Raw genomic sequence first — 22,165 nt, 5'->3', positions numbered from 1 at the left:
GTCAGGGGCCCTCCTTCCATCCGAAGAGGTGGTCGTAGTTCGCGGGCGGCGGGAACGACCCGCGCGGCTGGGCCCCGGTGATGGGGCCTTCGAAGAGCTCGACCATCCAGGACGCCCAGACGTTGGGGTCGTTCGGGGCGGCGGTGCCGAGCGTGACGGCCCGCGAACGGGACTCCGTCCCGGACCCAGCCTGCTCCTGCCACGAGCGGGCGTTCGGCACGGGCGGGCCGCCGAGGACCTCGACGACCAGCGCCACGACGACGTCGCGCACGTCGAGCTTCTTGAGCTTGTCGCCCGGGTCGGCGATCCGGGCGTCGACGTCGGGCCAGCGGTTGCGCACGCGCCGGGAGGCGACCTCGAGCCAGTACCCGGCTCGGGTCGCCTCCTGGGCGGTGAGGGGGCGCCACGCGTTCGTCACGTCGGTCGTGGACGCGAAGTCGGTGGACTCCTCGTCAGGCGTCGGCTCGGTCACGTGGAGCCCCCTTCCCTCACTGGCCGCCGGACTCGGACGCGGCCTTCTCGTGCGCCGTGACCAGCGCCTTGACCTGGTCCTTGTCCTTGGCCTCGACGACGTCGGCGGGCACCTCGATGCCGAGGTGCTGCGCCCACGCGTACTGCTTGTCGAACCCGGCGTTCGGGGCGGGCTTCGTGGGCGCGTCGTCGGCCGGGCCGGAGCCCGCGTCGCCGCCGGTCGCCTCCTCGCCGGGGACCTTCTCGATCAGGCCGCGGGCCTCGAGCTGGTCGAGACGCTCCTGGTCGATGCCGAGCGGCAGGACGTCGCCCCGGCGCAGGATCTGCGCGACCCGGGGCCCGGGCCCGCCGACGGAGACCTTCACGACGGCGGCCGCGGCGGTGTAGAGCTGCTGGTCGGTCATGGCGATCAGGCCCCCGTTCCGGTGACGATGTAGCCGGCGAGCGGGTTGGTGACCACCGGCACGTGCGGGTTGCGGGCCTGGATGCGGGTCTTGTCCGCGTTCGGCTCGCGGATGGAGGTGATCTGCACGCCCGTGTCGTTGCCGACGTCGCGGTACTCGGGCGAGGGGATGGACTCGCGCGCGATCCCGCCGAGGCGGCGCCGGTCGACGAACATCGGGTCGGCGAACTCGTCGTCGTCGGACGAGATCCACGTGATCCCGCCGATCGTGGGGAACGCGCCGGTGAGGGCGGTGTCGTCGCTGTCCGGAAGGATGTCGAGCAGCTCGGGGATGACCTCCGCGTACTGCTCGCCGTTCAGGACGGCCGTGTCGATGGAGTACCCGAGCTTGAGGCGGCGCGCGGCCGCCTTGATGCGCAGGGCGTCCTTGAGGATCTGCTTGCCGTTGGTCCAGCCAGCGCCGGCGGCGAGGGTCTGCGTGACCGAGGACTGGACGACGCCGAGCGCGAGCTCGTTCGCGTCGAACACGAGCTCGGTCTGCAGCAGCGTGAACGCGTCGTCGATCGGCTGGCGCAGGGACCGGCCGACCTCCTCGTCCGTGATCTCGGTCGCGATGCCCTGCTTGGACGCCGTGTAGAGCTCGTACTGCTCGGCGCTCAGCGGCGTCAGCTTGTACTCGGCGCCGGGCGCGACGGTCTCCGCGGCGCGGTCGGTGCGGATCTTCTCGTTCGCGGGGACGGCGATCGCGCCGCCCTGCAGGGTGTAGCGGCCCGACAGGAGGAACAGCCCGATGAACTGCTGCGCCTGGAGGATCTCGCCCATGCGGCGCGCGACGAGCGTCGGGGACTTGAGGAACGCGATCAGGTCGAGGGCGGAGGCCGCCGAGACCTGGCTCGGCGTGAAGGGGTACGTCAGCATGGTGCTCCCTTTCTCAGAGCTGGATGATCTCGACGGGAGCGCCGTCGGCCGCGGACGTGAGGGCGATACCGAAGGCGGAGCCCGCGGCGAGGGTGCGCACACGGCCGGTGGCTGCGGGCTCGACGCGCTGGCCGCGCGTCACCGCACCGGTCGCGACGAGCAGGTGCACCGGCTTGTTGACCTCGACGGTGACCTTGTCGCCGACCTTCGCGTCGTGGCCGGCGACGCCGACCACGCTCGTCGAGGCGGCCGCGGCCGGGGCGACGGACCGGTCGACGGAGCCGACCTGGACGAGCTGGCCGCCCGTCACGTCCGCCGTCACGTTGAACGTGACGGTCTGGCCCGGGCGGAACAGAGGCAGGTACTGGGCCATCGGTCAGCCCTCCTTCGTGGTCTCGGCCGTGGGGCCGAACGTCTTGACGTACAGGTCGCCGTCGTCGTCGGACGACTCGTCGACGCCGCCGGTGTAGCCCTTGGACTCGATCGGGATCGAGCCCTTCGGGAACGCCTCGAGCACGTCCTTCGCGCCCGGGTCGTGCTCGAGCTGGTTCTCCCAGTACTCGCGACGCGCCGGCGGGATGCGGCCCTCACGCACGGCGAGGTCGACCGTCGCGCGGCGGGCGTCGGCGAGCTGCTCCTCGCGGGCCTCGCGCCCGGCCTTCGCGTCGGCCTGCAGCGTGGCGTACTGCTCCTTGTCGACGAGCACGGTGCCCTCGGGCGCCGTCGTGGTCGCCTGGGTGGTCTCGGTGGCCTGCTCCTCGAGCACCTCGTCGAGCGCGGCCAGCAGGCCGTCCTCGTCGAGCTTGGCGTCGGCCTTGATGCCGAGCCGCTCACGGAGCCCCTGGATGAGGTCCGTCATGGCGGACGCTCCCTTCTGGTTGGGGTTGGTGATCTCCTCCGGCTCGGCCGGAAGCGTGGGGGCCGCCTGAGCGGCCAGGTGCAGCGCCGTGCGCAGCGGGGAGCCCTGCGCGAGCGAGAGGCGCTCACGCGAGCGCCGGTGCGCGTTCTGGGGCACGTGCGGGGCGGGTGCGTCGGCGCGTCCGGCGTGGGCGAACATCGCGCGGTAGCGCGCGGCCGCGGAGTTCGTCGCACCGGCGTCGTCGGCGTCGTCGTCCTCGTCGTCGGCCTTGCCCTCGACGCGGTCGGCGAGTCCGGCGTCGACGGCCTCCTGCGCCGAGTACCACGTCTCGGCGAGCATGGCCTCGCGCCACTCGTCGGCGGTGCCGCCGGCGCGCTCGGCGTAGATCCCGGCGACGGACTGCGACAGGCGGTCGAGGTGCTCGGCCTCCTTGCGCAGCACGCCCGCGTTGCCCCAGGCGATGTTCGACGCGTCGTGGATCATCAGCTCCGAGCCGCGGCCCATGACGAGCTCGTCGGCCGCCTGGACGATGACCGACGCGGCCGAGGCCGCGAGGCCGTCGACCGTCGCGACGACGCGCGCCTTGTGCCGGTGCAGGGCGTTCATGATCGCGATGCCGTCGTAGGCCGAGCCGCCCGGGGAGTTGACCCGCAGCTCGATCGTGTCGACGTCGAGGTCGGCGAGCTCGGCCACGAAGTCGACGGCCTGGACGCCGTACCAGCCGCCGATCGCGCCGTACAGAATGATCTCGGCGGTGCGCTCGGAGGTGTTCGCCTCCATCGAGTACCACTTGTGGTCGGGCTCGACGAGTGCCTGAGCGAGCGAGCTGGTCATGGTTCCTCCGTCTCGTCGGGTGCCGGCGTCGGCGCCGGTGGCGCCGTGGACGTGGGCGGGCTGAACAGCTCGACGCCCGCGCGTTCGGCGAGGCGTCGCAGCTCCTCCTGGGAGAGCACGGTGTCCTTGGCGAGGTAGGACTTCTGCAGCACCTCCGCGGCGTCGCGCGCGGCCTTGAGGTCCCGGGGGTCGACCCCGGTCGCGGCGAGCTTCGCGTCGGCGGGCGGCAGCCCGTACTTCTGGCGCATCTCCGCCTCGAGCCGGGGATCGGGCACGATCGCGCCGCAGTCGATCAGCGCCTTGATCGCCTCAGCGGTCGCCGCGGAGCGAGAACCGATCTCCTCGTGCGCGACCTTCGGGGCGGGCTCGGAGGGGCCGAAGTTGAGGTCGACGAGGTCCTCGACGACGTGCTGGGTGGCGACGTCGGCGATGTCGTCCGCGAGGCTCTGCAGCGAGAGCGTGAAGAAATCCGCGAACGTGGACCCGAGCGCCCAGGACCCGGTCTCGGTGCCAAGGTTCAGGAAGTGCGCGAGGACCGCGCGCGCGATCTGCTCGTCGTAGTAGCGGATCGGCTTGTCGGCGTCCGGCAGGGTTCCCTGCACGCCGAGCAGCTCGAGCTTCGCGCCGTGCGGGATCGCGGCGCCCGAGGTGTTGCCCGAGCGGAACGCGCGGGCGATCTCCTCGCCGCGCGCGAGCTCTTCCTTGCGCAGCCGCTCGTAGGCCTCGGGGTCCTTGTCGTAGATGGACGCCGGGATCTCCGAGGCGGTGTACACGGGCACGCCCATGCCGTTGCGGTCGACGGTCTGGGCCTGCACGCGCAGCAGCCGGTCCTTGAGGAGCCAGAACTTGTACGCCGGCCGTAGCAGCGACTGCCCGACCCAGTTGCCGCCCTCGCGGTCGTTGACGTACATCACGAGCCGGTCGACGGTCATGCGCGCGGTCTTGCTCGTGCCGTGCTGCTGGATCGCGACGAGCCCGCCGTCGGACGCGACCTCGATCGTCGCGATGGTGCGCGGCGGCCGCCACGCAAGCTTGCGCAGCCGCGCCATGCCGGCGTCGTCGATGCGGTAGACCTGCTCGAACGGCGAGTGCCCGAACACGAGCATGAGCAGCGCGAGCCGGAGGTGCTCGGACCAGGAGAACCGGTCCTTGCTGCGCGGCTCCGGCTTCGGGTCCTCGCCCTTGATCGGCAGGCCGAGGTTGTCCGCGACGAACGCGGCGACCTCGGGTCGAGCTCCGTTCGGGTCGATCCACCATGCCGTGCGGCGCACCGGCAGGGTCACGGCGCGCAGCACGGAGCCGACCTGCGCGTCGGTGCGACGCATCTTGTCGTACACCTCGATGTTCTTCGGCCAGCGCAGCTCGGGCGTGGGCTCCTCGTCCTCCCACCATCCGGCGGCCGTCGTCGTGCCGTAGCCCTGTTCCTCGGTCGGGGTCTCCATGGGCCCTCCTCTCGAGGTCAGAACCCGGCGGTCGCCAGGTCGGAAGTGAGGTCTCCGTCGTGCCCGCCCGTGAAGCCGTCGAAGCCGTGGACGTCGGCGCGGTCGGTCGTGATGACGATCGGGCTCGCCGGCGGGGGAGGCGTCGCCGGGACGTGCTGGTTCAGCAGCCACAGGGCCGCGATCCACGCGCTCAGGGGCGCGGCGTCAGCGGGGGACTCGCGTAGGTCGATCAGCCACGTGCCGCCCGCCAGGTGCTTCACGGCGGCGGTCTCGGCGGCGAGGTCCAGCACGGGCTGGGGGGTGTGCCAGACCGTGCCGTCCTTGACCGCGTCGAACGCCTCGTCGTGCGCAGTCGTGAGGTCCGGCCCGGCGAGGTCAACCACCTCGATCGGGAAGCGGTGGTCCTCCTTGAGGCGCTTCATGAGCGTCGAGATGGGCGCGCCGCGCGACTGCCCGGTGACGCGCAGCACGCGCCCCTCGAGCTTCGCGGAGACGAGCCAGTCACGGACCCACTCGATGCCGAACCGGCCCGCCCAGACCTCGACCTGCGGCGCGCCGTCGGGGCGGTAGCCGGCGGCCGCGGCGTAGGTCATGGACCGGTCCGCGGCCTGGGCGAGCCCGACGACGACCGGACCGACGATCCGGTCGTCCTCCGCGAGGACGAGCTCGCCGTCCTGCTCGACCGGCTCGACGCGGGTGTCGGCCCACGAGCCGGGCGGGAACGGGCCGGTCTCGGTGCCGTCCATCCACTGGCACAGGACCTCGGTGCGGAACACGTAGTCGGGCTCCTTGAGCGCCGCGGCGATGTTCCGTTCGGAGAGCTCGGTGTACCCCATGGACGGGTTCGCCTGCGCCCACGCGTCACGGTCGCGCTTGTCGCAGCCGGGCGGAGCGGACCACTCGAACAGGCCGAGCGTGTCCTCGTCCTGCTCAAGGTCCTCGACGTCGACGTCGCCGTACTCGAGGTCGAGCTCGTCCTCGTCGTCGTCGCCGACCTCCTCGAGCTGGAGCCCGTCGAGGTCGAACTCGGTGGGCCCGAACGCGGTCTGCTCCGCGGCGGCGCAGATCCCGTCCGGGTCGCCGAGCACGCGGTGCGCGGTGCGGCGCAGGTACCCGAGCACGACGGACGTGATGTCGCCGGCGTTCGACAGGGCGAGGATCATCGCCTCGGCGCGCGCGAGCGTGGTCTTCGTGATCGCGCCCCAGGCCTGCCAGTTCTGGTGCTCGCGCAGCTCGTCGAGGAGCACGAGGTTCCCGGACAGGCCGCGGCCCGCGCGCCGGTTCGCGGCCTTGACCTTGTACCGCTGGCCGGTCGTGAGCTCGAGCGCCTTCTTCCCGTTGACCTTGACGACCTTGTCGACCATGCCGGAGAGCTCGTCGTTCTCCTGGACCATGTCGACGACGTCGGACCAGATCTCCTCGGCGACGTCGAGGTCCTGCGCGGTGCCGAGGATCAGGGGCCAGCCCCACACGCACATGAGCCAGATCGTCAGGACCTGCGCGATGGTGGACTTGCCGTTCTGCCGGGCGACGAGCAGCACCACGGTGCGGAACCGGAGCGATCCGTCGGCGTTGAGCTCGAGCGCGTGGACCAGGAACCACGCCTGCCACGGGACGAGCGTGACCTCGAGGACCTGCTCGGCGAAGTCGATGACGTCGTAGCCGAGCGTGCGCGCCTCGGTCTCCTCTGTGCGGGGCTCGAGCGGGGCGAGCGGCGGGGTGTAGATCCGCGGCGTCGTCTTCCCGAGCCGCTTAGCCCGCGGCCGTCCCGCCGGCCTGCTGCCGCCGCCGCCGTTGCTCGGCCGCTTCCGAGAACTTCGAGACCTTGCCGGGGCCGCCGCCCTTCCCGTCTGCGCCACCCGACTTCGCCCCCTTCCCGCCGGAGACCGGCGTGAGGCCCGAGCGGACCGCCGGGGTGGCGAGCAGCTCGCGCAGGATGTTCACGAAGTGCGGGACGAGGTACAGGACGCGGGTCGCGTCGGAGCCCTCGCCGAGCGAGACGGACTCGTCGATGCGGTCGGCGATCTTCATGCCCGCCTCGATCAGCGCGGCGTCCACGTCCTTGTCGATCAGCTCGGACTTCTCGACGGTCCGCTCGAGGGCGGTGCGCATCGCGTGGTCGTTGCCCTCGGGGCGCGCCTCGAGGCGCATCCGGTGCTCGCTGATCTTGAGCACGCGGTCGATGACCGCGAGGTCGCCCCGGACCGCGCGGGCCCACAGCGCCGTCTGCAGACGGTCCAGACGGTCGAGCTCGAGCGCGCGGGTCTGCTCCGTGGTGGGGGAGACCCCGGCGTCCGCGAGCGCCGCCTCGTAGGCCTTGCGCGCCCCGCCGCGGTTGGCGTACCCGACGCGACGCGCGATCTCGTCGAACGTCATGCCAGCGCGGCGCAGCTCGAGGACCTTCTGCCGCTTCTCGTAGGTCTTCTCGTTACGCGACACCGTCGACCTCCTCCTGCGTGAAGTCGACGGCGCGGCCCGTCTCACGGTGGATCGGCAGCACGCCGGTGTGCTCCTGCCAGCGACGGCAGATCGCGTCGGCGTAGCGAGGGTCGAGCTCGACGAGCGCCGCGCGAGCGCGGTGGTGGTGCGCGGCGATGAGGGTCGAGCCGGAGCCACCGAACAGGTCGAGGACGAGCCCGCCGGGCGGGCAGGAGTTGCGCAGCATCGCGAGCACCAGGTCGACCGGCTTCATCGTGGGGTGCTCGGCGTTGCGCTTGGGCTTGGCGATCTCGAAGACGGTCGTCTGGCGGTTGTCGCCGTACCAGTGCGGACCGCCGCGCCCGAGCCGCCCGGCACCGCCGGGGGCGAACCCGTAGGCGAGGAGCTCGTGGGTGAGCGGCTCGTCGGCGTCCTCGCCGGGCGTCTGCCCCTCGAGGATCGGCTCGTGCCGGTAGTGGTAGTCGGCCCGGCTGAGGACGAGCGCGTTCTTCACCCACACGAGCTGCTGGCGCACGAGAACTCCGGCCTGGCGCAGCGCGGCCTCGAACGACATGCCCTCGATCGCGGCGTAGGCGACGTAGACGGGGGCGCCCGGGCGGCAGACCTTGACGGCGGTGGAGAACGCGCCGAGCAGCAGCGAGGGCAGGTCCTCGGGGTGGTCGTTGAGGATCGTCAGCGCGTCGGCGGTGCCGCCGACGTAGGCGACGCCGTAGGGCGGGTCGGTCCAGACGCAGTCGGGCACGCGGCCGTCGAGCATCGCCGCGACGGCCGGGGTGTCGGTCGCGTCGCCCACCAGCAGCAGCGACTCCCCGAGCTGCCACACGTCGCCCAGGACACTCCTGGGGAGACTGGGCACCGGGGCCGGCTCGTCGACGCCGGTGAGGGCGACGGGCTCGCTCCGGTCGGCGAGCAGCTCGGCGACCTCGGCGTCTGTCCAGCCGGTCCCGTCGAGGTCGGGCATCCCCTCGAGCAGCGCCGCGAGCGCGTCGTCGTCGTAGGTCGCGAGGTCGGACAGCCGGTTGTCGACGAGCACGATGCGCGCGGCCGCGACCTCGTCGACGTCGAGCCACTCGACGGCCAGGTGCGTCCAGCCGAGCGACTGCGCGGCCTGCAGGACGGCGTTGCCCGCGAGGACCTCGCGCGTCGCGCGGCGTGCGGTGACGGCGCGGTACTGGCCGTTGGCGGTGAGCGAGTCGGCGATCTTCGGCACGACACTGCGGCGGGGGTTGCCCTCGTACAGACGGAGGGATTCGACCGGCTCGGCGAGGTGCTGCAGCTCGGGCCGGATGCCCTCAGAACGGCGCGATTCCAAGGAAAATGTGTCCTTTCGCGCGGGGGATGGGGGGTGGGGTCAACGTCCGGGGGGAGAGGACGCTGTCGGCGGGAACAGTCCCGCTGGCGGGACCCCAGATTTTCTGAGACCACGACCGGAACCAGCCCGGACGGACCAGCCGGATGAGTCCCGGATCACCGGTCGTTCGACACCGGTCCGGGAGACTCAGCCGAGTGGAGCGACGACGAGCGAACCGCCGTGCCGCCACGTCGGTGCGAGCTCGCGCTCGAGGCGCTCGTCGGGCAGCGCGCCGCCGTCGACGAGCACGACGTCTGCCGAGGCACCGCGCGCACCACCGTGGCGGGCGCCGCCCGCGCTGACGATCCGCAGCGACCCGCCGTTGGCGAAGCGCACGCACTCACGCCCGCGGGTCCGCACGACGTGCGTGACGTCGTCGAGCTCGGTCGGGTCGAGCGCCTCGAACAGCGCGTCGCCCGCGTCCTGCGTGACGGGGACGACGAGGACGCGCCTGCCGGCCTTGGCTGCCGGAAGCGCGACGTCCCGCAGGTGCCCGGGCTCGAGCCCTCGGTGATCCGCCATGGGGTTCTCCTCACCAGTCGTTCGACACCAGACCGAGAGCCGCCGTCGCCGTGCGGCCGCGCGGCCCGTCGGCCTTGTTGCACTGCAGGTGCGCGGGTGCCCAGTTCGACGGGTCCCACGTGAGGTGCGGGTGCGTGCTCCTCGGCCTGAGGTGCTGCACCGAGCACGAGTCCGGGTGGCTCGTCGGCAGGTCGTAGTCGATGCCCTGCCCGCAGATCACGCACGGCAACGGCGCGGGGTCACCGTGCTCGTCGACGTGCGAGCGACCGAGCTGGTTGACGCGCCTGGTCGCCTCGACCTTCGCGCGACCTGCCCACGGCGGGACGTGCCTACCCTCGCTCGAGGTACGCATCGACCTGCGCCCCGACCCGCTCGAGCACGTCGCCGAGCGTCTCAGGCGTCGCCGCCACCGTGACGTTGACCGTGACCACGTGCGCCGCGGCGAGCTCCTCGGGCGCCGCCACGCTGTCGGCGAGGTCGACGACGACGAAGCCGCGGCGGGCGAGTTCCTCGATCACAGCGGAGGCCTCGCCCGGGCCGATCATCGTGCCGAGGTACCGACCGAACTCGTTCTCGATGGAGCCGCGAACTGCCTCGACGATCTCCGCATCGATGTCCTGAGCCGCCATGGTGGTCCTCCTCGTGACGTGGGTCGCTCGCGACCGCGGTACCCCGACGACGTCGGTCCGGCGGAAGCGAGCGAGGTAGATGGAGACCGGCGACGTCGGACCGCTCGACGTGCCCCGCGCCGCCCTGGCGCGCGCCGGCCTGGACCGCGGTCGTGCTCGGCGGCGGTCGTCCTCAGGGGGTGCGCTGTGTGCGCAGCAGAAAGCCCCCGGCCGGATGATCCGATCGGGGGCTTCTGGGCACAGCAGTGCCAACGGGTCAGAGACTACACGCCACCAGCGGCGACGGGCGACTCGGGCGCTCGTTCGCGTGTCACGAGACCAGCCCTCCCAGGACGGCGGGGGCATCGGGCATGGCGAGCGGCACGATGCGCTCGGTGACCGGGGTGTCGTCGTGCACGAGCTCGTCGATGGGCGGGGCGAGCATGAGCCGCACGTGCTCGCCCAGGGCTCCGATCGTCGACCGGTCCCAGGCGGCTCCGCATTCGAGGCAGACCGCCGAGGTCGGGGTCGTCGTGACGCGGATCGAGCCCCGCTTTCCGCACTCCGAGCACGGCACGTGCGGTCGTATCGGCGCGTCGCCCCACGTCGTCGTGACCCGGGCGTGGGACCACCAGCGCATCACGTCGAAGTCGAGCGTGAGCAGTCGCTCGTCGGTGAGGGTCGGGGCGCGGTCGACGAGGAACCACAGCCGCGCGACGAGTGCCGCCATGTCGGCTCGGCCGGCGCGACGCGGGTCGACTGCCTTCACCCAGACCCGGGTCTCGGCCTGCATGTCCTGCAGGGCCGACAGGGCGTGGACGTTCACGACGGGCTTGGACTCGTACCCGCCGGACGCGGAGTCGGTGTTGTTCCGGGAGGCGGCCACCTGGAGCTGGCCGACGAGCGAGGGGTGGTCGACCTTGCGGCGCACGGGCTCGAGCCGGGTGCCGTCGGCCGAGCGGACCCACTGCTCGAGCGTCTCGACGTGCGGCTCGGTGAGGTCGACGACGCGGTCCTCGATGCGGTCGCAGATCACCTGCTGGGTCGAGCGATCTCCGGTGCGGTGGTGGGCGGACATGGGGCTCCTCGTCAGTCGTTCGCGCAGCGGCGGCAGGGCTGGGGCAGGTGGTGCATGGGGCAGTGGTTCTCGTCGCCGAGCGGGTCGCGCGGACCGGAGTAGCCGTGCCAGGGCGAGCCGATGGTTCCGACGACGGGCACCCTGGGCGCGGGGCCTGCGTTCATCGGGTCGGGGCGATCGGCGGGCGCAGGCGCGGGCGGCTTGGTCTGGGGCTGGGTTCGGTTCCCGCGGCCACGCTTGCGGTTGCGACGGCGAGGCTTGGTCTGTCGGGTGCCGGTCGAGCGCGGGTCACCCTGTCCAGACCCACTACCTGACCCAACCCCTACCCCTGACCCTGACCCCGGCGTGTGCGCGCCCGCGCCCTCGCGCGTACCCGCGAGGGGACTTTCGGAGGGCTGGTCGACCACCTGCTGATCAGCCGGTCGACCAGGCTTGGTCTCCGGCGTGGTCGCGACGGCCCGGGCGGTCGTGCTCGTCGCGGCGGCCGCGGGGCCCGGCGAGACGGTCGTCTCAGCGGCGGGCGCCTGCGCGGGCGAGGCGGGCACGGTCGGAGCGTCGGCGGCCAGCGGCCGGGGCTCGGGGCGCAGCGACATTCCGGCGTCCTCCGGCGTGCGGCGGGCCTTCTTGCGGTTGCACCCACCGCAGGCCACGACGAGGTTCGTCGGGCCCGCGGCGATGAAGGGGTTCACGTGGTCGAGCTGGGGGCGGTCGTCGTAGTCGGACCGGTTGTCCTTGCGCTTGACGACCTTGCCGCAGTACCGGCACTCGGCGATGCCGGGCTTCGCGGGATCGATGCAGTCACGCGCCCACACCGCGGCGACGAGCTCGGTGTTCTGCTGCTCCTTCGCCTTCGCGCGGGTCTCGCGCACGACCTCGCCGCGCTGGTACTTCATCGCCCACCAGTCGTGGAACCGCCACGCGAGCGGGTCCATCACGGGCTCGCAGCGCGGGCAGTCGTGCCCGGCCGTGTGCCACAGCCCTGCGGCGACCAGGAGGTCGGCGAGCTGCCGTGCGAGGTTGACGTCGTAGACGAGCGCGATCAGGTCGTGGATCGTGACGAGCCCGTCCGAGAGCTCCGCCTGGGACGAGGCGCCCGCCAGCGACCACATGCCCAGCGCGGCGACCCCGTTGAGGTCGCCGGCGAGCGCCGGGGCGGTGAGCTGCTTCGTCTTGCGGTTGACCGGGAGCTGGTCATCGATCATGAAGTAGGGCACGAGGTGAGTCGTCCTTCGTGTCAGGCGTCGCGCGGGGCGGACTTCGGGGTCTGGGTCTTGCGGCGGTGCTCAGCCGCGCGCTTCTTCGCCAGGCGGCGGATCCGCGAGTGGGATCGAGCGGGCATCGGAGGTCACCTCCTCTCGTGGTCGTAGGGGACGAGCTCGCAGGGGCACGGGGTCACCGGGCTCGACGGGACGTGGCCAGTGGCCGGTCGCCTTCGCGTGGCCGGTCTTCGACCCGGGGCGGGTCGTGAACCAGCCGCCGCAGACCGCGCAGTCGATGACCTCGAACTCGCCCAGCACGGCGTCATCGCACCCGGTCCGCGAGCGCCGCGTGCTGGGCGCGGTGGGCGGCGAGCATCGGCGCGGTGACGTGCGTCGCGCCGTCCTCGTCGACCCACCCGCGGTACTCGACGTACCGGCGGCAGACGGCGCACCAGAGGCTCACGCGCCCGTCGGGCTTGGGGCGTCTCTCAGCCACGGCCGTTCTCCGCGTCGCGGACGCCGAGGACCACGGCCGACATCGCGTCGAGCTGGGCGCGGATGGTGTTCCGCGCGAGCTCGTCCATGTCGTCCCACACGGCGTGGAAGCAGACTCGCTGGCATCCCGTGGCCCAGCTCTCGTGGGCCATGCGGGCGACGTACTCGCGCGCCAGCTTGTCGGGGTCGCTGGGGTCGTGCAGGGCTGCGGACACGACGGCGCGAGCGTCGTCGTGAGCCATCCACGCCGCGCCGAACCTCGAGCGCATCTCCTCGGTGGCGCGGGCGATGTGAGGCGCCGAGTCAGCCACGGGGCGCCTCCGGCTGTGGCGCTCGGTCCCGGGGCCGAGGGAGGCGGCGACGGCCGAGGGTGTCGCGTGCGCGACGGCGTCGACCCTGAGGATGCTCGCAAGCGTCAGGTCCGCGAGGAGCCCGTCGGCGGTGATGCCGAGCAGTATGGGCACGTCCCTTTGCAGGGGCACCACCTGCGACTCGCCGAGATCGAGCGCGACGGAGAAGGGGCAGTTGCGGAGGTCGACGCCGCTGTCGAGGCACACCTTGCTGTGCAGGATGTAGATGCGCTGTTCAGCAGACACGGCGCGGCCATAGTGGTGTGCGAGCGAGCGGGGTGCGCCGACGATCTCCTCGATGTGGCCCGGGTCCACGATGTCGGTCACTGGTCTTCCTCCTCGGGTTGGGGATCGACAGCGGCGAGCGCGTCGTCGAGCTGGTCGGGAGTGAAGAGGACCTCGCGCGCCTTCGACCCGTCCGCCGGCCCGACGATCCGGAAGCCCTCGAGCGAGTACATGAGGCGCCCCGCTTTGGCGAAGCCGATCCGGAGCTTGCGCTGCAGCATCGCGGTGGACGCGAACTGCGTGGTGACGACGAGCTCGGTCGCGTCACGCAGAAGCGAGACGGGCGGGCGGAGCACGGCGTCGAGGTCGACGGGCTCGATGCCGTCCGCGGTCAGGGTGACGACGGTTGCGCGGCCGGGCTCGCTCGTGCGGAGGTCGAGCCGGGGGGACGCGGGCGTGGGTGTTGAGCGGGCGTAGGACTGCAGCAGGTCGGCCCACGCCCGCGAGCGCTCGTCGATGCGCTCGACGTCGCGCTCGTCGAGGCGGTCCGCGACGGCCGCACCGATGAAGAGGGGCCCTGCCTGGAAGACGAGCGCGCGCGGCCCGCGGCGCACGAGGACGAGCTCGCCGTAGGCCTTGCCTGCCGCGAGGAACGCCCGGACGCGGTCGGGCGCGATCTGCGCGCGGTCGGTCGTCACGGGCGCCCCGATCAGGTGCGCGAGGATCGACGGGACGTCGGGGTAGTGGTCCTCGCCGCTGCGCTGCACCGGGACGACCTGGAGCGACTCGCCGTCCATGATCTGTCCGCGCTCGGTGACCGTGACGTGCTGGTCGGTGACCTCGACGCGCAGCTCGTCGTTCTCCGCCATCGCCCGAGCCTCGGCGGGCCCCGTCGCGCGGAAGACCTGCAGCAGGTTGCCGGCGGCCGCCGCGGGGACGTCGAAGACGTCCGCGCCGGCGTCGAGGTGCTCGAACAGCGTGATCGACGCCGCGCCGAGCGTGAACCCGTTCGCCGTCCACGCGTACAGGCGGTCGCCACCCGGGGTGAACCGCACCAGCCCGTAGGGGTACTCGGCGCCCGCGTGCGGGAGCAGGGCCGCGAGCGCCGCGGTGAAGTCGCCGCGGCGGATGGTGAACGCGGTCATGCGCGGGTCTCCGGTGCTCCCTGGGCGCGGACGGCGCGACGGTGCGCGACGCGGCGGCTCATGCGCCGGGAGGACGCGGCGGCGACGCGAGCGGTGAGGGGGAGCACGTTCTGCTCGGTCATGACGCGGGCGACATCGCGCTCGAACGATGCCTGGCGCTGTTCGGCCTCGGCGCGCTTGATGTCGCGGTGGCGGCGCATCGCGCCCTTGCCCTGGGTGCCGTGGAAGGTGCTCACGAGGGATCTCCCTTCTCGGTGGTGGGATCGGCACCGCCGCACGCGATGGCGGTCGCGAGGAAGCGGAGCTGGTGGGGTTGCACGCCCGCGTCGACGAGCGCCCGGTACGCGGCGCGGTGCTCGGGCGTCAGCGCGCCCCGGGCGGCCATCTCGGCGACCCACTGCTCCTGCGCGCGGGCCTCGTGGATGCCGTCGCTCACCTGGGAGCGGAAGCGGGACAGTTCGGGGAGCACGGCGCCGTACAACGCCGCCGCGTCCTCCTCGCTGGGGATGCCTCCCTCGGCGAAGGGGCGGGTGAGGGCGAGGTCCTCGAGGAGATGGGGGAGCGCGTCGCGAAACCGCCGCGGCAGGCAGTCCGCGAGCGCCGTGACGGGCGAGGTGACGGACCTTCGCGGCCTCTTCGGGGTCGACGAGGTCGCCGGCGGCGAGGACGTTCGCGGCGCGCTCGATCGCGAGGAGCGCGTCGTGCTCGGCCGCGGAGATCGTGACGGCCTTCGGTCCGGTGGTCATGAGTCACCGCCGTAGGGGCGTGCCCACGTGCCGGTGAAGTCGACCCGGGCGGAGCCCGCGGTGAAGGTGCCCTCGGGCTCCTGCATCGACTGCTGGACGTGTGTGAGGTGGACGACGACGTCGTCGGGGATCTCGAGCGCGGTCGCCTTCTCGACGAGCTGACGCATCGCGCCGAGGGTGAGCAGCGGGGCGAGACTCGACGGGTCGTAGACGTGGACGAACCGCCGCTCGCGCGCCGCGGCGTTGACCTTGACCTCGCGTGCGCCGCTCACCGTGCACCCCCAGCGGAGAGTGCCTGGCGCTCGTTCCAGCCGCGCATGGCGGCGATCGCGAGGGCGACGGCGTCGTCGCGGGTGAGGCGGCCGTGCTCGGCGAGCTCGAACGCGTACTGCCCGACGGCGAGGACATCGGCCTCGGTCACGGCGGGGTCGAGGCGGGCGTACAGGTAGAGGCGGGTCTCGCGCTCGACGAGGGACGCGACCCGGTGGACGTCCCGGAGGACGTGGACCGTGTCGCGGCGTGCGTCGCGGATCCCGTCCTCGAGCGCGCGCGTCGCGCGGAGCTCGAGGAGCGCGGTCGGTGACGTGGGCTGGTGGAAGAGGTCTGCGACCACGCGCGACACGTGCACTCCGGCCGGGACGAGGCCGTCGTGGAAGATGTCGGCCACGGCGTCGGCGATCGCGCCGAAGGTTCCGGTCGGCGTCGGGGTCAGGGGCAGGTCGGTCAGGGCGGTCACGGGGTCTCCTCCGTCGTTGGTTCGCCTTGCTGGTGGGCTCCGTCGTTGCTGCGGGACATGCGTGTCGTCGCGACGGCCTCGCGCGCCAGGAGCGGGTGCACGCCGTACTCGAGCGCGGCGAGGAACAGGGCGCGACGGTCGCCGTGCGGGTCGGCGCCGGTGTGGGTCGTCATGCGGCCACCTGCCGGGGCGGGCCCGGGGCGAAGCGGACCGCGGTCAGCGGGAGCAGCTCGGCGTGACACCGGGCCCCGTCCACGTGGCCGGCGTCGAGGCACACGAGGAGCCGGGGCCCGCGCTGGGCGACGATCTGCACCGGGAGGCCGGCCGAGAAGATCCCGATCGGGGTCGGCACGTCGACGTCGAGCACCCACCGGGCGTCCTCAGGGCGCGGCGCCGGCGCGGGCAGGCGCGTCATGCTGCGTCCTCGGCGGTGCGGGCCCGCTCGTCGGCGCGGATCGCGTCCTCCCAGCAGGCCCCGCACGCGGCGCCCGCGATCAGGACGCGGGTGTCGCCGTGGTCGCACGCCTCGCGCACCGCCGCGTACAGGGCGTGGCTCTTGCCGAACCACACGGTGCGCGGGGTCGCGAGCGCCGCGGTGCCGGTACCCGAGCGCTGGACCTGGCGGGCGAGCTCGGTCGCCTCCCGCACGGTCAGCTCCTTGCGCTCGACCATGTCCTGCGCCTCCTCGGGGAGGGTGAGCAGGCGCAGGCGGGCCGAGACCGTGGACGGGGCGTAGCCGGTCTCGCCCGCGATCTCGGGCACGCTCATGCCGGCGTCGCGCAGGGCGCGGAACGCGCGGGCGGCCTCGATCGGCTCGAGGCGCTTGTGCATCGCCGCGGCGAGCATGGTCGCGCGCTGGGCGTTCACGTCACCGGGCCTCGTGGCGAGGCACGGCAGGGCGCGCACGCCGGCGAGCTTCGCCGCGGCCAGGCGGCGGTGACCGTCGAGCACGAGCCACGTCCCGCCCGCGTGCTGCTGCACGACGAGCGGCTGCAGCAGGCCCTTCGACCGGATCGACGACGCGAGCTCGGACAGGTCCCCGAGATCCCCGCGGACGTTCGCCGGGTTCGGGCGCAGCTTCTCGACGGGGATCGCCGGCAGGCCCCCGGTCACGACGCCTTCTTCCCGTGCGCCGCGAGGAACGACTGCTCGACGTCGGCGAGCGGGTAGCCCCACGCCTCGAGCTGGCGCAGGTGGAGCGCGAACAGGCCCTCGCCGTACATGCCGCCGCGGTGGTAGTCGCGCGGCATTGCGTTCTCGACGAGCGCGGCCGCGAGCGCCAGAAGGTAGGCGTCGGCGTTCGCGGGGCGGGCGACGGCGGCCGCGACCTCGGGGCCGCCCATGCCGTCGTGCTTCGTCGGCCACATGAGCTCGCGTGCGAGGCGGTGCACGTCGCCGTCGGGGTACCAGTAGGTGCCGTTCGTCAGGACGCGCGCAACGTAGGGCGACGCGTCCGCCGGCAGCTTGTCGCGGCGCACGAGCTCGGAGATCCACGCGCGACGGACCGGGAGCGCGGCGTCGGACGCCTTGTTGTTCGCGACCAGGGCACGACGCTCCGCCTTCTGCTCGGCCGACTGCGGGCCCGACGTCGCGCCCGCGGTGTTGGCCGCGTAGCGCTTGTGGTGGCCGTTGCCGCGCCAGTCCATGCAGTACTCGAGACGGACGACGCGCCACCCCGCGACCTTCCCGTCCTCCCACCCGCGGTTCGCACAGAGGTAGACGGCGTGGCCGGGGCACTCGAGGTGAGCGTCCGCGTCGATCGCGGGCGGGTAGCCCTTGGCGCCCGGCTCGTCGGTCAGCGAGCCAAGGCTCTCGGACGCCTTGTCGTCGTAGGCAGGCTGCTCCTCGAGGACCGTGACCCCGGCGGCCTCGAGATCGTCGCGCGCCGCCGCGACGATCGCGGCCTGCTCGCGCTCGGAGCGGACGCGCGAGGCGACGTGCTCGAGCTGGCTCGGCTCGGTCTCGGCGACCTCGACGAGCTCCGCGACGACCTCGGGGTCGTCGTCGAACTCCGCGATCGTCGCGGCCGCGAGCAGGTCCACCGTCGGGTGCTCGGCGAGCACGGCCGAGGTCGCCTTCGACTCCGCGACCGCGAGCGCCGCGTCGACCTCGGCGCGCGGGATCCGCAGGCGCTTCGTGATCGACGTCGCCGAGCGGCCGAAGAGCGAGAGCTGACGCACCGACTCGACCTTGTCGGCCGCGGACAGCCCGCGGCGGTGCTCGTTCACGACGTACTGCGTCGTGATCCGGGACTCGTCGTCCCCGATGCCGTCGACGACGTCGACCGTGACCTCGGCGCGCCCGGCCTCGATCGCGGCGAGCGTGCGGCGCTGGCCGTCGACGACGAGGAGCTGGCCGAGCGGGTCGCGGCGCGCGGTGATCGCGGTCAGGACGCCGTGCTCCTTGATCGACGCGACGAACTCGGCGTCGAGCTCGGCGTCGCGGCGGATGTTCGCGTCGACGACGAGGGTGCGCGGGTCGACGACGACACGGTCGGGCGCGTGGTCGGCGTCGACGCCGCGGGGGCGGGCGATGTCGAGGTTGATGGTGGGGCTCATCGGGCGGTCCTTCCTGGTGTGCCCCGCAGGAGGTCGGAGCACTCGGGGTGCGTGGCGTGGTGGATCGTGTGGCGGGTCTCGAAGCCCGCGATCAGCGGCTCGTCCTCGGTGATCCGGCGGCAGATCGTCATGCCGGGCGAGGCGGCGTGCTGGGCGTACTCGTCGTCGTCCGCGACGGGGGCGGCATCGAGCGGGACGTGCTTGCGGGGCTGGCCCTGGCGGAGCTTGTCCGGCGCCGGGACGTACAGGACCCAGACGAGCTGGGCGCCGCAGCCGGGGCAGGGCACGCGGCCGCGGCGGCTCACGTCGAGCCGCCCGGGGCCACCCGCTCGTAGGCGGTGACGCCCGAGCCCTTCGCCGAGCGGCCCGAGGACGCCAGGACGATCCACCCGGGGCGGCCGCCCGGTGCCTGCACGTCGACGCGTTCGGCCAGGCCTTCTCGGGCGACGCCGGCGAGGAGCGAACCGCGGACCGACGTCGGGACGCCGGCGGCATCGAGGTCCTCGCGCAGGTCGTTCACGGTGAACCACGTGCCGACCGGGATCTTGCGGACCGCGGCGCGCACGGCCTCACGGTCGTCGGGCCGAGCCGAGCGCGCGGCGCGCGCCTGGCCCTCGCGCTTGAGGTCACGAGCCTTGGCGGCCGTCACAGTCCCGGCGCTCACCGGATGCTCCTCGAGGACGTGTACGCGATCTCGCGGTCGGGATGTGACCAGATCGCGTCTCGGCGCCCGCCGTCGAGGCCGACAGCCCGGTGGTCGCCGGCGTGCCCGGCCCGGAGAGTGCACACCGCGTGTGTCGTCGCGTGCAGGTCCTCGCAGATCAGCGGACCGCGAGGGGGCAGCTCGACCGACGACGCCTTCTCCCACACCGCCCAGACCTGGCCCTGGTCGCCGTGCGCGTGACGCCCGGTGTGCCCTGGGCGGCGCGTGCAGTTCGCGACGACCTCGCCGCCGGTGGGGCGAGGCCACGTGCGACGGGCGTTGCAGATCGCGTCAGGCCACCGGCCGCACGTCTTGTCCTCGACCGCGAACACGCGGCGGTGCTCGTCGGACGGCCAGACGTCCGGGCGGAACCACTCCCTCGGCGACGCCGTCCACACCAGGGGGGCATCGAGCTCGCGACGGCGACGGTCGACGCGGGCGAGGTGCGCGCCAGCGTGACCGACCTGCAGGCCGCACTCGACGTTGCTCGTCGTGTGCGGGGCAGCGCACTTCGTGGCCCGGCGGTTCGGGTGCTCCCGCGTGATGAGGCCGGGCACGTGGGGCGGCGGGAGGGTCTGGGCGTGGGCGGGCGTGGGCATGGGCGGGTTCCTTCCCGGGGCGTCAGGAGGTCGAGCGCGGGCGGGGGATGCGCGGGCGCGTGGGCACGGCCTGCACGCGCATCAGGTGGTCGGGCCGGACGAAGTCGACGGCGCCGCCTACGAAGAGCTGCACGATGGGGACCTCGATGGTCAGGACGGCCGGGCACAGGAGGTCCGTCGCGGCGTGCAGCATCGGGACCACGTACTGCCCGGGCTGATGCACGACGACCGCCGACAGCCCGCCGCGCATCGTGTACGCGGGGCGGTCGCCGCGAGCCGGGATGTCGACCTCGACGCGCTCGCCTTCGAACTGCGGCGGGTCGGCGGCGACGTAGGCCGCAGCAGCGAGCTCCCACCCACCGGCCGGGGTCACCGGTCCTCACCCGCCCGAGACGCGTCCTGCCCGTACAGGGCACGCGTGCCGGCGGTGACTTCGGCCCACGCCGCGCGCTGGCGACGGCGCCGAGCGCGCGCCGGTCCGGTGAGGAACGCGAGCAGCAGCCAGGCCGCGAGCGCGAGCAGCACGACGGCGAGCACGTGCGCGGCGCGCCACGGGGTCACGAGGAGGAGGGCGGCCCACGCGGCCAGGCCGAGGATGACCGCGAGCGCGGTCCCGGTGCCGGGCCCGGCGGGGCGATAGGTCCTGGGCATCTAGGCCACCTGCTTCGTTGCGATCTGGCGGGCGTGGGCAAGCTGCGCGTTCGTCAGGAGGCGCAGCCGGTAGCGCTCGGACTCGAGCGCGGTGCGGCGCATGAGGTAGGCGTTGTCGAGCGACGTCCCGCGGGGGATCTCGAGCTCGGGCAGCCGGGCCGGGGTATCGGCGTACAGGACGGTTGGGGGCTCGTCGTCCATGACGAGGTCCCACACGAGGGCGATCGTGAGGGCGCGTCGCACGTCTTCGCCGAGCCGAGCGATCCGGTGGGAACGGCGGTCGTCGCCGTGCTCACGCAGGCACGCGGGGCAGGTTGTGCGGGCCGGGTCGAGCGTCGTCTCGACGAGCGCTGTCGTCGACGTCGTTGCTCGGCAGACGACGACCGTGGCGAGGCGGACCTCGACAGGGCCCTCGGCCGGCGTGGCGAAGATCGAGACCGGCAGTAGGTACGCGAGGTGACGGATCATCGTCGATCGCCGCCCTTGGCGAGCTGCAGCATCAGCACGATGCCCGTGACCACGAAGCCGATCAGGAGGAGCCCTTGCCCGACGGCGGCGGTCATGACTCGTTCGCCTTCGCGCGGGTCTCCGCGAGGCGCTCGACCTCGGTCCGCTTGAAGAGGTAGGCGCCGGTACGGCCCGGGAGCTTGGCCGACGGCGAGAGTTCTCCGCGCTTCACCATCCGGAAGACGGACCGGTGCTCGACGTCGAGCACCTCCGCGGCTTGCGCCGTGGTGATGTCCTGCTCAAGATTGACCATGCGATGAAGGTACGCGGGTGCATGATTGAGCGCAAGATCAAGTATGTTCGTTTCACCCGAAGGGGGCTCTTGCGCAGGTCAGCGCGAGTGGTACAAACTTGAGCGCATGAGCACACAGACGGAGGGTGTCGGGTTCATCCCGGAGTTCACGCTCGGCGACCGCCTGCGGAAGGCGCGCCAGCACACGGGGCTCGAGCAGGCGGAGTTCGCGGCCGAAATCGGCATCTCGCGCGGCACGATCCGGAACTATGAGCTCGACCACACTCGGCCGAAGCTCATCGTCCTCAAGGCGTGGGCGCTGCGCACCGGCGTTCCGCTCGAGTGGCTGCAGACAGGAGAAAGCCCCCGCCAGGGAGACCCTGACGGGGGCGATGCGCTCCCGCGGCTGGACTTGAACCAGCGACCGTCCGATTAACAGTCGGATGCTCTGCCAGCTGAGCTACGCGGGATCGACCATGGCCGTTGCGGTTTGCACCGCAGCGACCGGGGAAAACTCTAGCAGGCTCAGAGGGGTAGTCCGGACGCCGACCGGACCCGCCCCTCGGCCGCGTCGACCCGGGCCTCGACCTCCGGGTCCGTCAGGTCGAGCCCGGCGTCGGCGACGACCTGCGAGAAGAGCTCGCCGTCCGCGTCCCGCCGCACGGCGACGCGAGCGGTCAGGCCTGCGGCGAACGTCACGGTCTCCGAGAGCACGACCGACGACTGGACGCGCTCGCGCAGCGTCTGCGCGAGCGACGTGCGGCGCGGGTCGGCGAGGCGCAGGGCCAGGGGAGGGGTGCCGTCGACCCACGTGACGGTGATCGTCGCGCTCTCCGGGTCGTACCCCGCCCGGTCGACGTCCGACCAGAGGCGCCGGTCGACGGTCGTCCCGCCGGCGTCGCTCGTGAGGAGCCCGGCCCGCGTCGCGACGGCCCACGAACCGTCGGCGAGCTCCGCCGACGCGAGGACACGATCGGTGGCCGGGAGGTCGAGCGCACGACGGACAGGGTCGGGCAGCGCGGGACGGCGGAACCAGGACACGTCCCCACCGTAGCGGCTCTCCGACCGCCTGCCGTACGGGCGGTATGCTCGCC

At 72.9% G+C, this 22,165-nt stretch carries 34 protein-coding genes and 1 tRNA gene; 1 reads left to right on the top strand and 34 read right to left on the bottom strand.

Annotation, left to right across the window (positions count from 1 at the left end; genetic code table 11):
* Window position 1 precedes the first annotated feature (1 nt).
* The 32 genes from AC3WT4_RS02565 to AC3WT4_RS02410 all read right to left on the bottom strand — a co-directional run bounded on the left by AC3WT4_RS02565 (window position 2) and on the right by AC3WT4_RS02410 (window position 21,092).
* A complete protein-coding gene (locus AC3WT4_RS02565; RefSeq protein WP_492314622.1) occupies window positions 2-472 on the bottom strand; it encodes a hypothetical protein in 471 nt (156 codons plus the stop codon).
* 16 nt (window positions 473-488) lie between these two features.
* Window positions 489-875, bottom strand: a complete 387-nt coding sequence (locus tag AC3WT4_RS02560; protein ID WP_492314621.1) for a hypothetical protein — start codon at window positions 873-875, stop codon at window positions 489-491.
* Between the two features lie 5 nt (window positions 876-880).
* Window positions 881-1,792 (bottom strand): phage major capsid protein, encoded by a 912-nt coding sequence (locus tag AC3WT4_RS02555; protein ID WP_459256430.1) that lies wholly within the window; start codon window positions 1,790-1,792, stop codon window positions 881-883.
* A gap of 13 nt (window positions 1,793-1,805) precedes the next feature.
* Window positions 1,806-2,165: a capsid cement protein gene (locus AC3WT4_RS02550; RefSeq protein ID WP_492314620.1), complete on the bottom strand. Its 360-nt coding sequence runs from the start codon at window positions 2,163-2,165 to the stop codon at window positions 1,806-1,808.
* Window positions 2,166-2,168: 3 nt separating this feature from the next.
* The gene (locus AC3WT4_RS02545) at window positions 2,169-3,485 is read right to left on the bottom strand and encodes a head maturation protease, ClpP-related (RefSeq protein WP_492314619.1); all 1,317 of its coding nucleotides are present in this window, start codon (window positions 3,483-3,485) and stop codon (window positions 2,169-2,171) included.
* Window positions 3,482-4,927: a phage portal protein family protein gene (locus AC3WT4_RS02540; RefSeq protein ID WP_492314618.1), complete on the bottom strand. Its 1,446-nt coding sequence runs from the start codon at window positions 4,925-4,927 to the stop codon at window positions 3,482-3,484. Before AC3WT4_RS02540 ends, AC3WT4_RS02545 begins: the two co-directional genes overlap by 4 nt.
* Window positions 4,928-4,944: 17 nt before the next feature.
* On the bottom strand, window positions 4,945-6,786 hold the full coding sequence (locus tag AC3WT4_RS02535; RefSeq protein ID WP_492314617.1) for a terminase large subunit domain-containing protein: 1,842 nt from the start codon (window positions 6,784-6,786) through the stop codon (window positions 4,945-4,947).
* Window positions 6,680-7,366 carry a terminase small subunit gene (locus AC3WT4_RS02530; protein ID WP_459256437.1) on the bottom strand — a complete coding sequence of 229 codons (687 nt, stop codon included), beginning with the start codon at window positions 7,364-7,366 and terminating at the stop codon, window positions 6,680-6,682. Before AC3WT4_RS02530 ends, AC3WT4_RS02535 begins: the two co-directional genes overlap by 107 nt.
* Complete coding sequence (locus AC3WT4_RS02525; protein WP_492314616.1) at window positions 7,356-8,678, bottom strand: DNA methyltransferase; 1,323 nt, start codon at window positions 8,676-8,678, stop codon at window positions 7,356-7,358. The genes AC3WT4_RS02530 and AC3WT4_RS02525 overlap by 11 nt, the downstream gene beginning before the upstream one ends.
* A gap of 186 nt (window positions 8,679-8,864) precedes the next feature.
* Window positions 8,865-9,239: a hypothetical protein gene (locus AC3WT4_RS02520; RefSeq protein WP_492314615.1), complete on the bottom strand. Its 375-nt coding sequence runs from the start codon at window positions 9,237-9,239 to the stop codon at window positions 8,865-8,867.
* A gap of 10 nt (window positions 9,240-9,249) precedes the next feature.
* Window positions 9,250-9,591: an HNH endonuclease gene (locus AC3WT4_RS02515; protein ID WP_492314614.1), complete on the bottom strand. Its 342-nt coding sequence runs from the start codon at window positions 9,589-9,591 to the stop codon at window positions 9,250-9,252.
* Complete coding sequence (locus tag AC3WT4_RS02510) at window positions 9,569-9,868, bottom strand: hypothetical protein (protein ID WP_492314613.1); 300 nt, start codon at window positions 9,866-9,868, stop codon at window positions 9,569-9,571. Before AC3WT4_RS02510 ends, AC3WT4_RS02515 begins: the two co-directional genes overlap by 23 nt.
* 310 nt (window positions 9,869-10,178) lie before the next feature.
* Window positions 10,179-10,925 (bottom strand): DUF7341 domain-containing protein, encoded by a 747-nt coding sequence (locus tag AC3WT4_RS02505; RefSeq protein WP_492314612.1) that lies wholly within the window; start codon window positions 10,923-10,925, stop codon window positions 10,179-10,181.
* Window positions 10,926-10,936: 11 nt separating this feature from the next.
* Entirely contained in the window at window positions 10,937-12,139 is a 1,203-nt protein-coding gene (locus tag AC3WT4_RS02500; protein ID WP_492314611.1) for an HNH endonuclease, read from the bottom strand.
* 307 nt (window positions 12,140-12,446) lie between these two features.
* Window positions 12,447-12,620, bottom strand: coding sequence for a hypothetical protein (locus AC3WT4_RS02495; RefSeq protein ID WP_492314610.1), 174 nt, complete (start codon window positions 12,618-12,620; stop codon window positions 12,447-12,449).
* Entirely contained in the window at window positions 12,613-13,296 is a 684-nt protein-coding gene (locus AC3WT4_RS02490) for a hypothetical protein (RefSeq protein ID WP_492314609.1), read from the bottom strand. Before AC3WT4_RS02490 ends, AC3WT4_RS02495 begins: the two co-directional genes overlap by 8 nt.
* Entirely contained in the window at window positions 13,293-14,339 is a 1,047-nt protein-coding gene (locus AC3WT4_RS02485) for a DNA translocase FtsK (protein ID WP_492314608.1), read from the bottom strand. The genes AC3WT4_RS02490 and AC3WT4_RS02485 overlap by 4 nt, the downstream gene beginning before the upstream one ends.
* Window positions 14,336-14,575, bottom strand: a complete 240-nt coding sequence (locus AC3WT4_RS02480) for a hypothetical protein (protein WP_492314607.1) — start codon at window positions 14,573-14,575, stop codon at window positions 14,336-14,338. Before AC3WT4_RS02480 ends, AC3WT4_RS02485 begins: the two co-directional genes overlap by 4 nt.
* On the bottom strand, window positions 14,572-14,808 hold the full coding sequence (locus tag AC3WT4_RS02475; RefSeq protein ID WP_492314606.1) for a hypothetical protein: 237 nt from the start codon (window positions 14,806-14,808) through the stop codon (window positions 14,572-14,574). The genes AC3WT4_RS02480 and AC3WT4_RS02475 overlap by 4 nt, the downstream gene beginning before the upstream one ends.
* Before the next feature lie 273 nt (window positions 14,809-15,081).
* A complete protein-coding gene (locus tag AC3WT4_RS02470) occupies window positions 15,082-15,357 on the bottom strand; it encodes a hypothetical protein (RefSeq protein WP_492314605.1) in 276 nt (91 codons plus the stop codon).
* Window positions 15,354-15,821, bottom strand: coding sequence for a hypothetical protein (locus AC3WT4_RS02465; RefSeq protein WP_492314604.1), 468 nt, complete (start codon window positions 15,819-15,821; stop codon window positions 15,354-15,356). Before AC3WT4_RS02465 ends, AC3WT4_RS02470 begins: the two co-directional genes overlap by 4 nt.
* Entirely contained in the window at window positions 15,818-15,994 is a 177-nt protein-coding gene (locus AC3WT4_RS02460) for a hypothetical protein (RefSeq protein ID WP_492314603.1), read from the bottom strand. Before AC3WT4_RS02460 ends, AC3WT4_RS02465 begins: the two co-directional genes overlap by 4 nt.
* Window positions 15,991-16,236, bottom strand: coding sequence for a hypothetical protein (locus AC3WT4_RS02455; protein WP_492314602.1), 246 nt, complete (start codon window positions 16,234-16,236; stop codon window positions 15,991-15,993). The genes AC3WT4_RS02460 and AC3WT4_RS02455 overlap by 4 nt, the downstream gene beginning before the upstream one ends.
* Entirely contained in the window at window positions 16,233-16,934 is a 702-nt protein-coding gene (locus AC3WT4_RS02450; protein WP_492314601.1) for a ParB/RepB/Spo0J family partition protein, read from the bottom strand. The genes AC3WT4_RS02455 and AC3WT4_RS02450 overlap by 4 nt, the downstream gene beginning before the upstream one ends.
* Window positions 16,931-18,379, bottom strand: a complete 1,449-nt coding sequence (locus tag AC3WT4_RS02445) for a ParB/RepB/Spo0J family partition protein (protein WP_492314600.1) — start codon at window positions 18,377-18,379, stop codon at window positions 16,931-16,933. The genes AC3WT4_RS02450 and AC3WT4_RS02445 overlap by 4 nt, the downstream gene beginning before the upstream one ends.
* Window positions 18,376-18,684 carry a hypothetical protein gene (locus AC3WT4_RS02440; RefSeq protein WP_492314599.1) on the bottom strand — a complete coding sequence of 103 codons (309 nt, stop codon included), beginning with the start codon at window positions 18,682-18,684 and terminating at the stop codon, window positions 18,376-18,378. The genes AC3WT4_RS02445 and AC3WT4_RS02440 overlap by 4 nt, the downstream gene beginning before the upstream one ends.
* Window positions 18,681-19,043, bottom strand: a complete 363-nt coding sequence (locus AC3WT4_RS02435; RefSeq protein WP_492314598.1) for a hypothetical protein — start codon at window positions 19,041-19,043, stop codon at window positions 18,681-18,683. The genes AC3WT4_RS02440 and AC3WT4_RS02435 overlap by 4 nt, the downstream gene beginning before the upstream one ends.
* Window positions 19,040-19,681: a hypothetical protein gene (locus AC3WT4_RS02430; protein WP_492314597.1), complete on the bottom strand. Its 642-nt coding sequence runs from the start codon at window positions 19,679-19,681 to the stop codon at window positions 19,040-19,042. The genes AC3WT4_RS02435 and AC3WT4_RS02430 overlap by 4 nt, the downstream gene beginning before the upstream one ends.
* Before the next feature lie 22 nt (window positions 19,682-19,703).
* Window positions 19,704-20,054, bottom strand: a complete 351-nt coding sequence (locus tag AC3WT4_RS02425; RefSeq protein WP_492314596.1) for a hypothetical protein — start codon at window positions 20,052-20,054, stop codon at window positions 19,704-19,706.
* Window positions 20,051-20,332, bottom strand: coding sequence for a hypothetical protein (locus AC3WT4_RS02420; protein ID WP_492314595.1), 282 nt, complete (start codon window positions 20,330-20,332; stop codon window positions 20,051-20,053). The genes AC3WT4_RS02425 and AC3WT4_RS02420 overlap by 4 nt, the downstream gene beginning before the upstream one ends.
* Complete coding sequence (locus AC3WT4_RS02415; RefSeq protein ID WP_492314594.1) at window positions 20,333-20,800, bottom strand: hypothetical protein; 468 nt, start codon at window positions 20,798-20,800, stop codon at window positions 20,333-20,335.
* Between the two features lie 91 nt (window positions 20,801-20,891).
* A complete protein-coding gene (locus AC3WT4_RS02410; RefSeq protein ID WP_459256478.1) occupies window positions 20,892-21,092 on the bottom strand; it encodes a helix-turn-helix domain-containing protein in 201 nt (66 codons plus the stop codon).
* A 43-nt stretch (window positions 21,093-21,135) separates the two neighbouring features.
* Here AC3WT4_RS02410 and AC3WT4_RS02405 point away from each other — a divergent pair, with 43 nt between their 5' ends.
* Complete coding sequence (locus AC3WT4_RS02405) at window positions 21,136-21,507, top strand: helix-turn-helix domain-containing protein (RefSeq protein ID WP_492314776.1); 372 nt, start codon at window positions 21,136-21,138, stop codon at window positions 21,505-21,507.
* Here the strand turns inward: AC3WT4_RS02405 and AC3WT4_RS02400 are convergent.
* Both AC3WT4_RS02400 and AC3WT4_RS02395 read right to left on the bottom strand, forming a co-directional pair.
* Window positions 21,469-21,541 (bottom strand) — tRNA-Asn (locus tag AC3WT4_RS02400). The two genes, AC3WT4_RS02405 and AC3WT4_RS02400, sit on opposite strands and share 39 nt — an antisense overlap.
* A 55-nt stretch (window positions 21,542-21,596) precedes the next feature.
* Window positions 21,597-22,112: a hypothetical protein gene (locus tag AC3WT4_RS02395; RefSeq protein ID WP_492314593.1), complete on the bottom strand. Its 516-nt coding sequence runs from the start codon at window positions 22,110-22,112 to the stop codon at window positions 21,597-21,599.
* Window positions 22,113-22,165 lie beyond the last annotated feature (53 nt).

Source organism: Cellulosimicrobium sp. EB106-03-01-XG111 (genome assembly GCF_058792115.1).
Note: the sequence above shows the minus strand (reverse complement) of the source record. Positions and strands in the feature narration are given on the sequence as shown.

Excerpts from the sequence above, each read along its gene's own strand:
- AC3WT4_RS02555 (WP_459256430.1), bottom strand. The coding sequence starts at position 1,792 with ATGCTGACGTACCCCTTCACGCCGAGCCAGGTCTCGGCGGCCTCCGCC.
- AC3WT4_RS02415 (WP_492314594.1), bottom strand. The coding sequence starts at position 20,800 with ATGATCCGTCACCTCGCGTACCTACTGCCGGTCTCGATCTTCGCCACG.
- AC3WT4_RS02560 (WP_492314621.1), bottom strand. The coding sequence starts at position 875 with ATGACCGACCAGCAGCTCTACACCGCCGCGGCCGCCGTCGTGAAGGTC.
- AC3WT4_RS02550 (WP_492314620.1), bottom strand. The coding sequence starts at position 2,165 with ATGGCCCAGTACCTGCCTCTGTTCCGCCCGGGCCAGACCGTCACGTTC.
- AC3WT4_RS02455 (WP_492314602.1), bottom strand. The coding sequence starts at position 16,236 with ATGACGCGCCTGCCCGCGCCGGCGCCGCGCCCTGAGGACGCCCGGTGG.
- AC3WT4_RS02445 (WP_492314600.1), bottom strand. The coding sequence starts at position 18,379 with ATGAGCCCCACCATCAACCTCGACATCGCCCGCCCCCGCGGCGTCGAC.
- AC3WT4_RS02515 (WP_492314614.1), bottom strand. The coding sequence starts at position 9,591 with ATGCGTACCTCGAGCGAGGGTAGGCACGTCCCGCCGTGGGCAGGTCGC.
- AC3WT4_RS02460 (WP_492314603.1), bottom strand. The coding sequence starts at position 15,994 with ATGACGACCCACACCGGCGCCGACCCGCACGGCGACCGTCGCGCCCTG.
- AC3WT4_RS02485 (WP_492314608.1), bottom strand. The coding sequence starts at position 14,339 with ATGACCGCGTTCACCATCCGCCGCGGCGACTTCACCGCGGCGCTCGCG.
- AC3WT4_RS02505 (WP_492314612.1), bottom strand. The coding sequence starts at position 10,925 with ATGTCCGCCCACCACCGCACCGGAGATCGCTCGACCCAGCAGGTGATC.
- AC3WT4_RS02510 (WP_492314613.1), bottom strand. The coding sequence starts at position 9,868 with ATGGCGGCTCAGGACATCGATGCGGAGATCGTCGAGGCAGTTCGCGGC.
- AC3WT4_RS02430 (WP_492314597.1), bottom strand. The coding sequence starts at position 19,681 with ATGCCCACGCCCGCCCACGCCCAGACCCTCCCGCCGCCCCACGTGCCC.
- AC3WT4_RS02520 (WP_492314615.1), bottom strand. The coding sequence starts at position 9,239 with ATGGCGGATCACCGAGGGCTCGAGCCCGGGCACCTGCGGGACGTCGCG.
- AC3WT4_RS02540 (WP_492314618.1), bottom strand. The coding sequence starts at position 4,927 with ATGGAGACCCCGACCGAGGAACAGGGCTACGGCACGACGACGGCCGCC.
- AC3WT4_RS02545 (WP_492314619.1), bottom strand. The coding sequence starts at position 3,485 with ATGACCAGCTCGCTCGCTCAGGCACTCGTCGAGCCCGACCACAAGTGG.
- AC3WT4_RS02420 (WP_492314595.1), bottom strand. The coding sequence starts at position 20,332 with ATGCCCAGGACCTATCGCCCCGCCGGGCCCGGCACCGGGACCGCGCTC.
- AC3WT4_RS02405 (WP_492314776.1), top strand. The coding sequence starts at position 21,136 with ATGTTCGTTTCACCCGAAGGGGGCTCTTGCGCAGGTCAGCGCGAGTGG.
- AC3WT4_RS02410 (WP_459256478.1), bottom strand. The coding sequence starts at position 21,092 with ATGGTCAATCTTGAGCAGGACATCACCACGGCGCAAGCCGCGGAGGTG.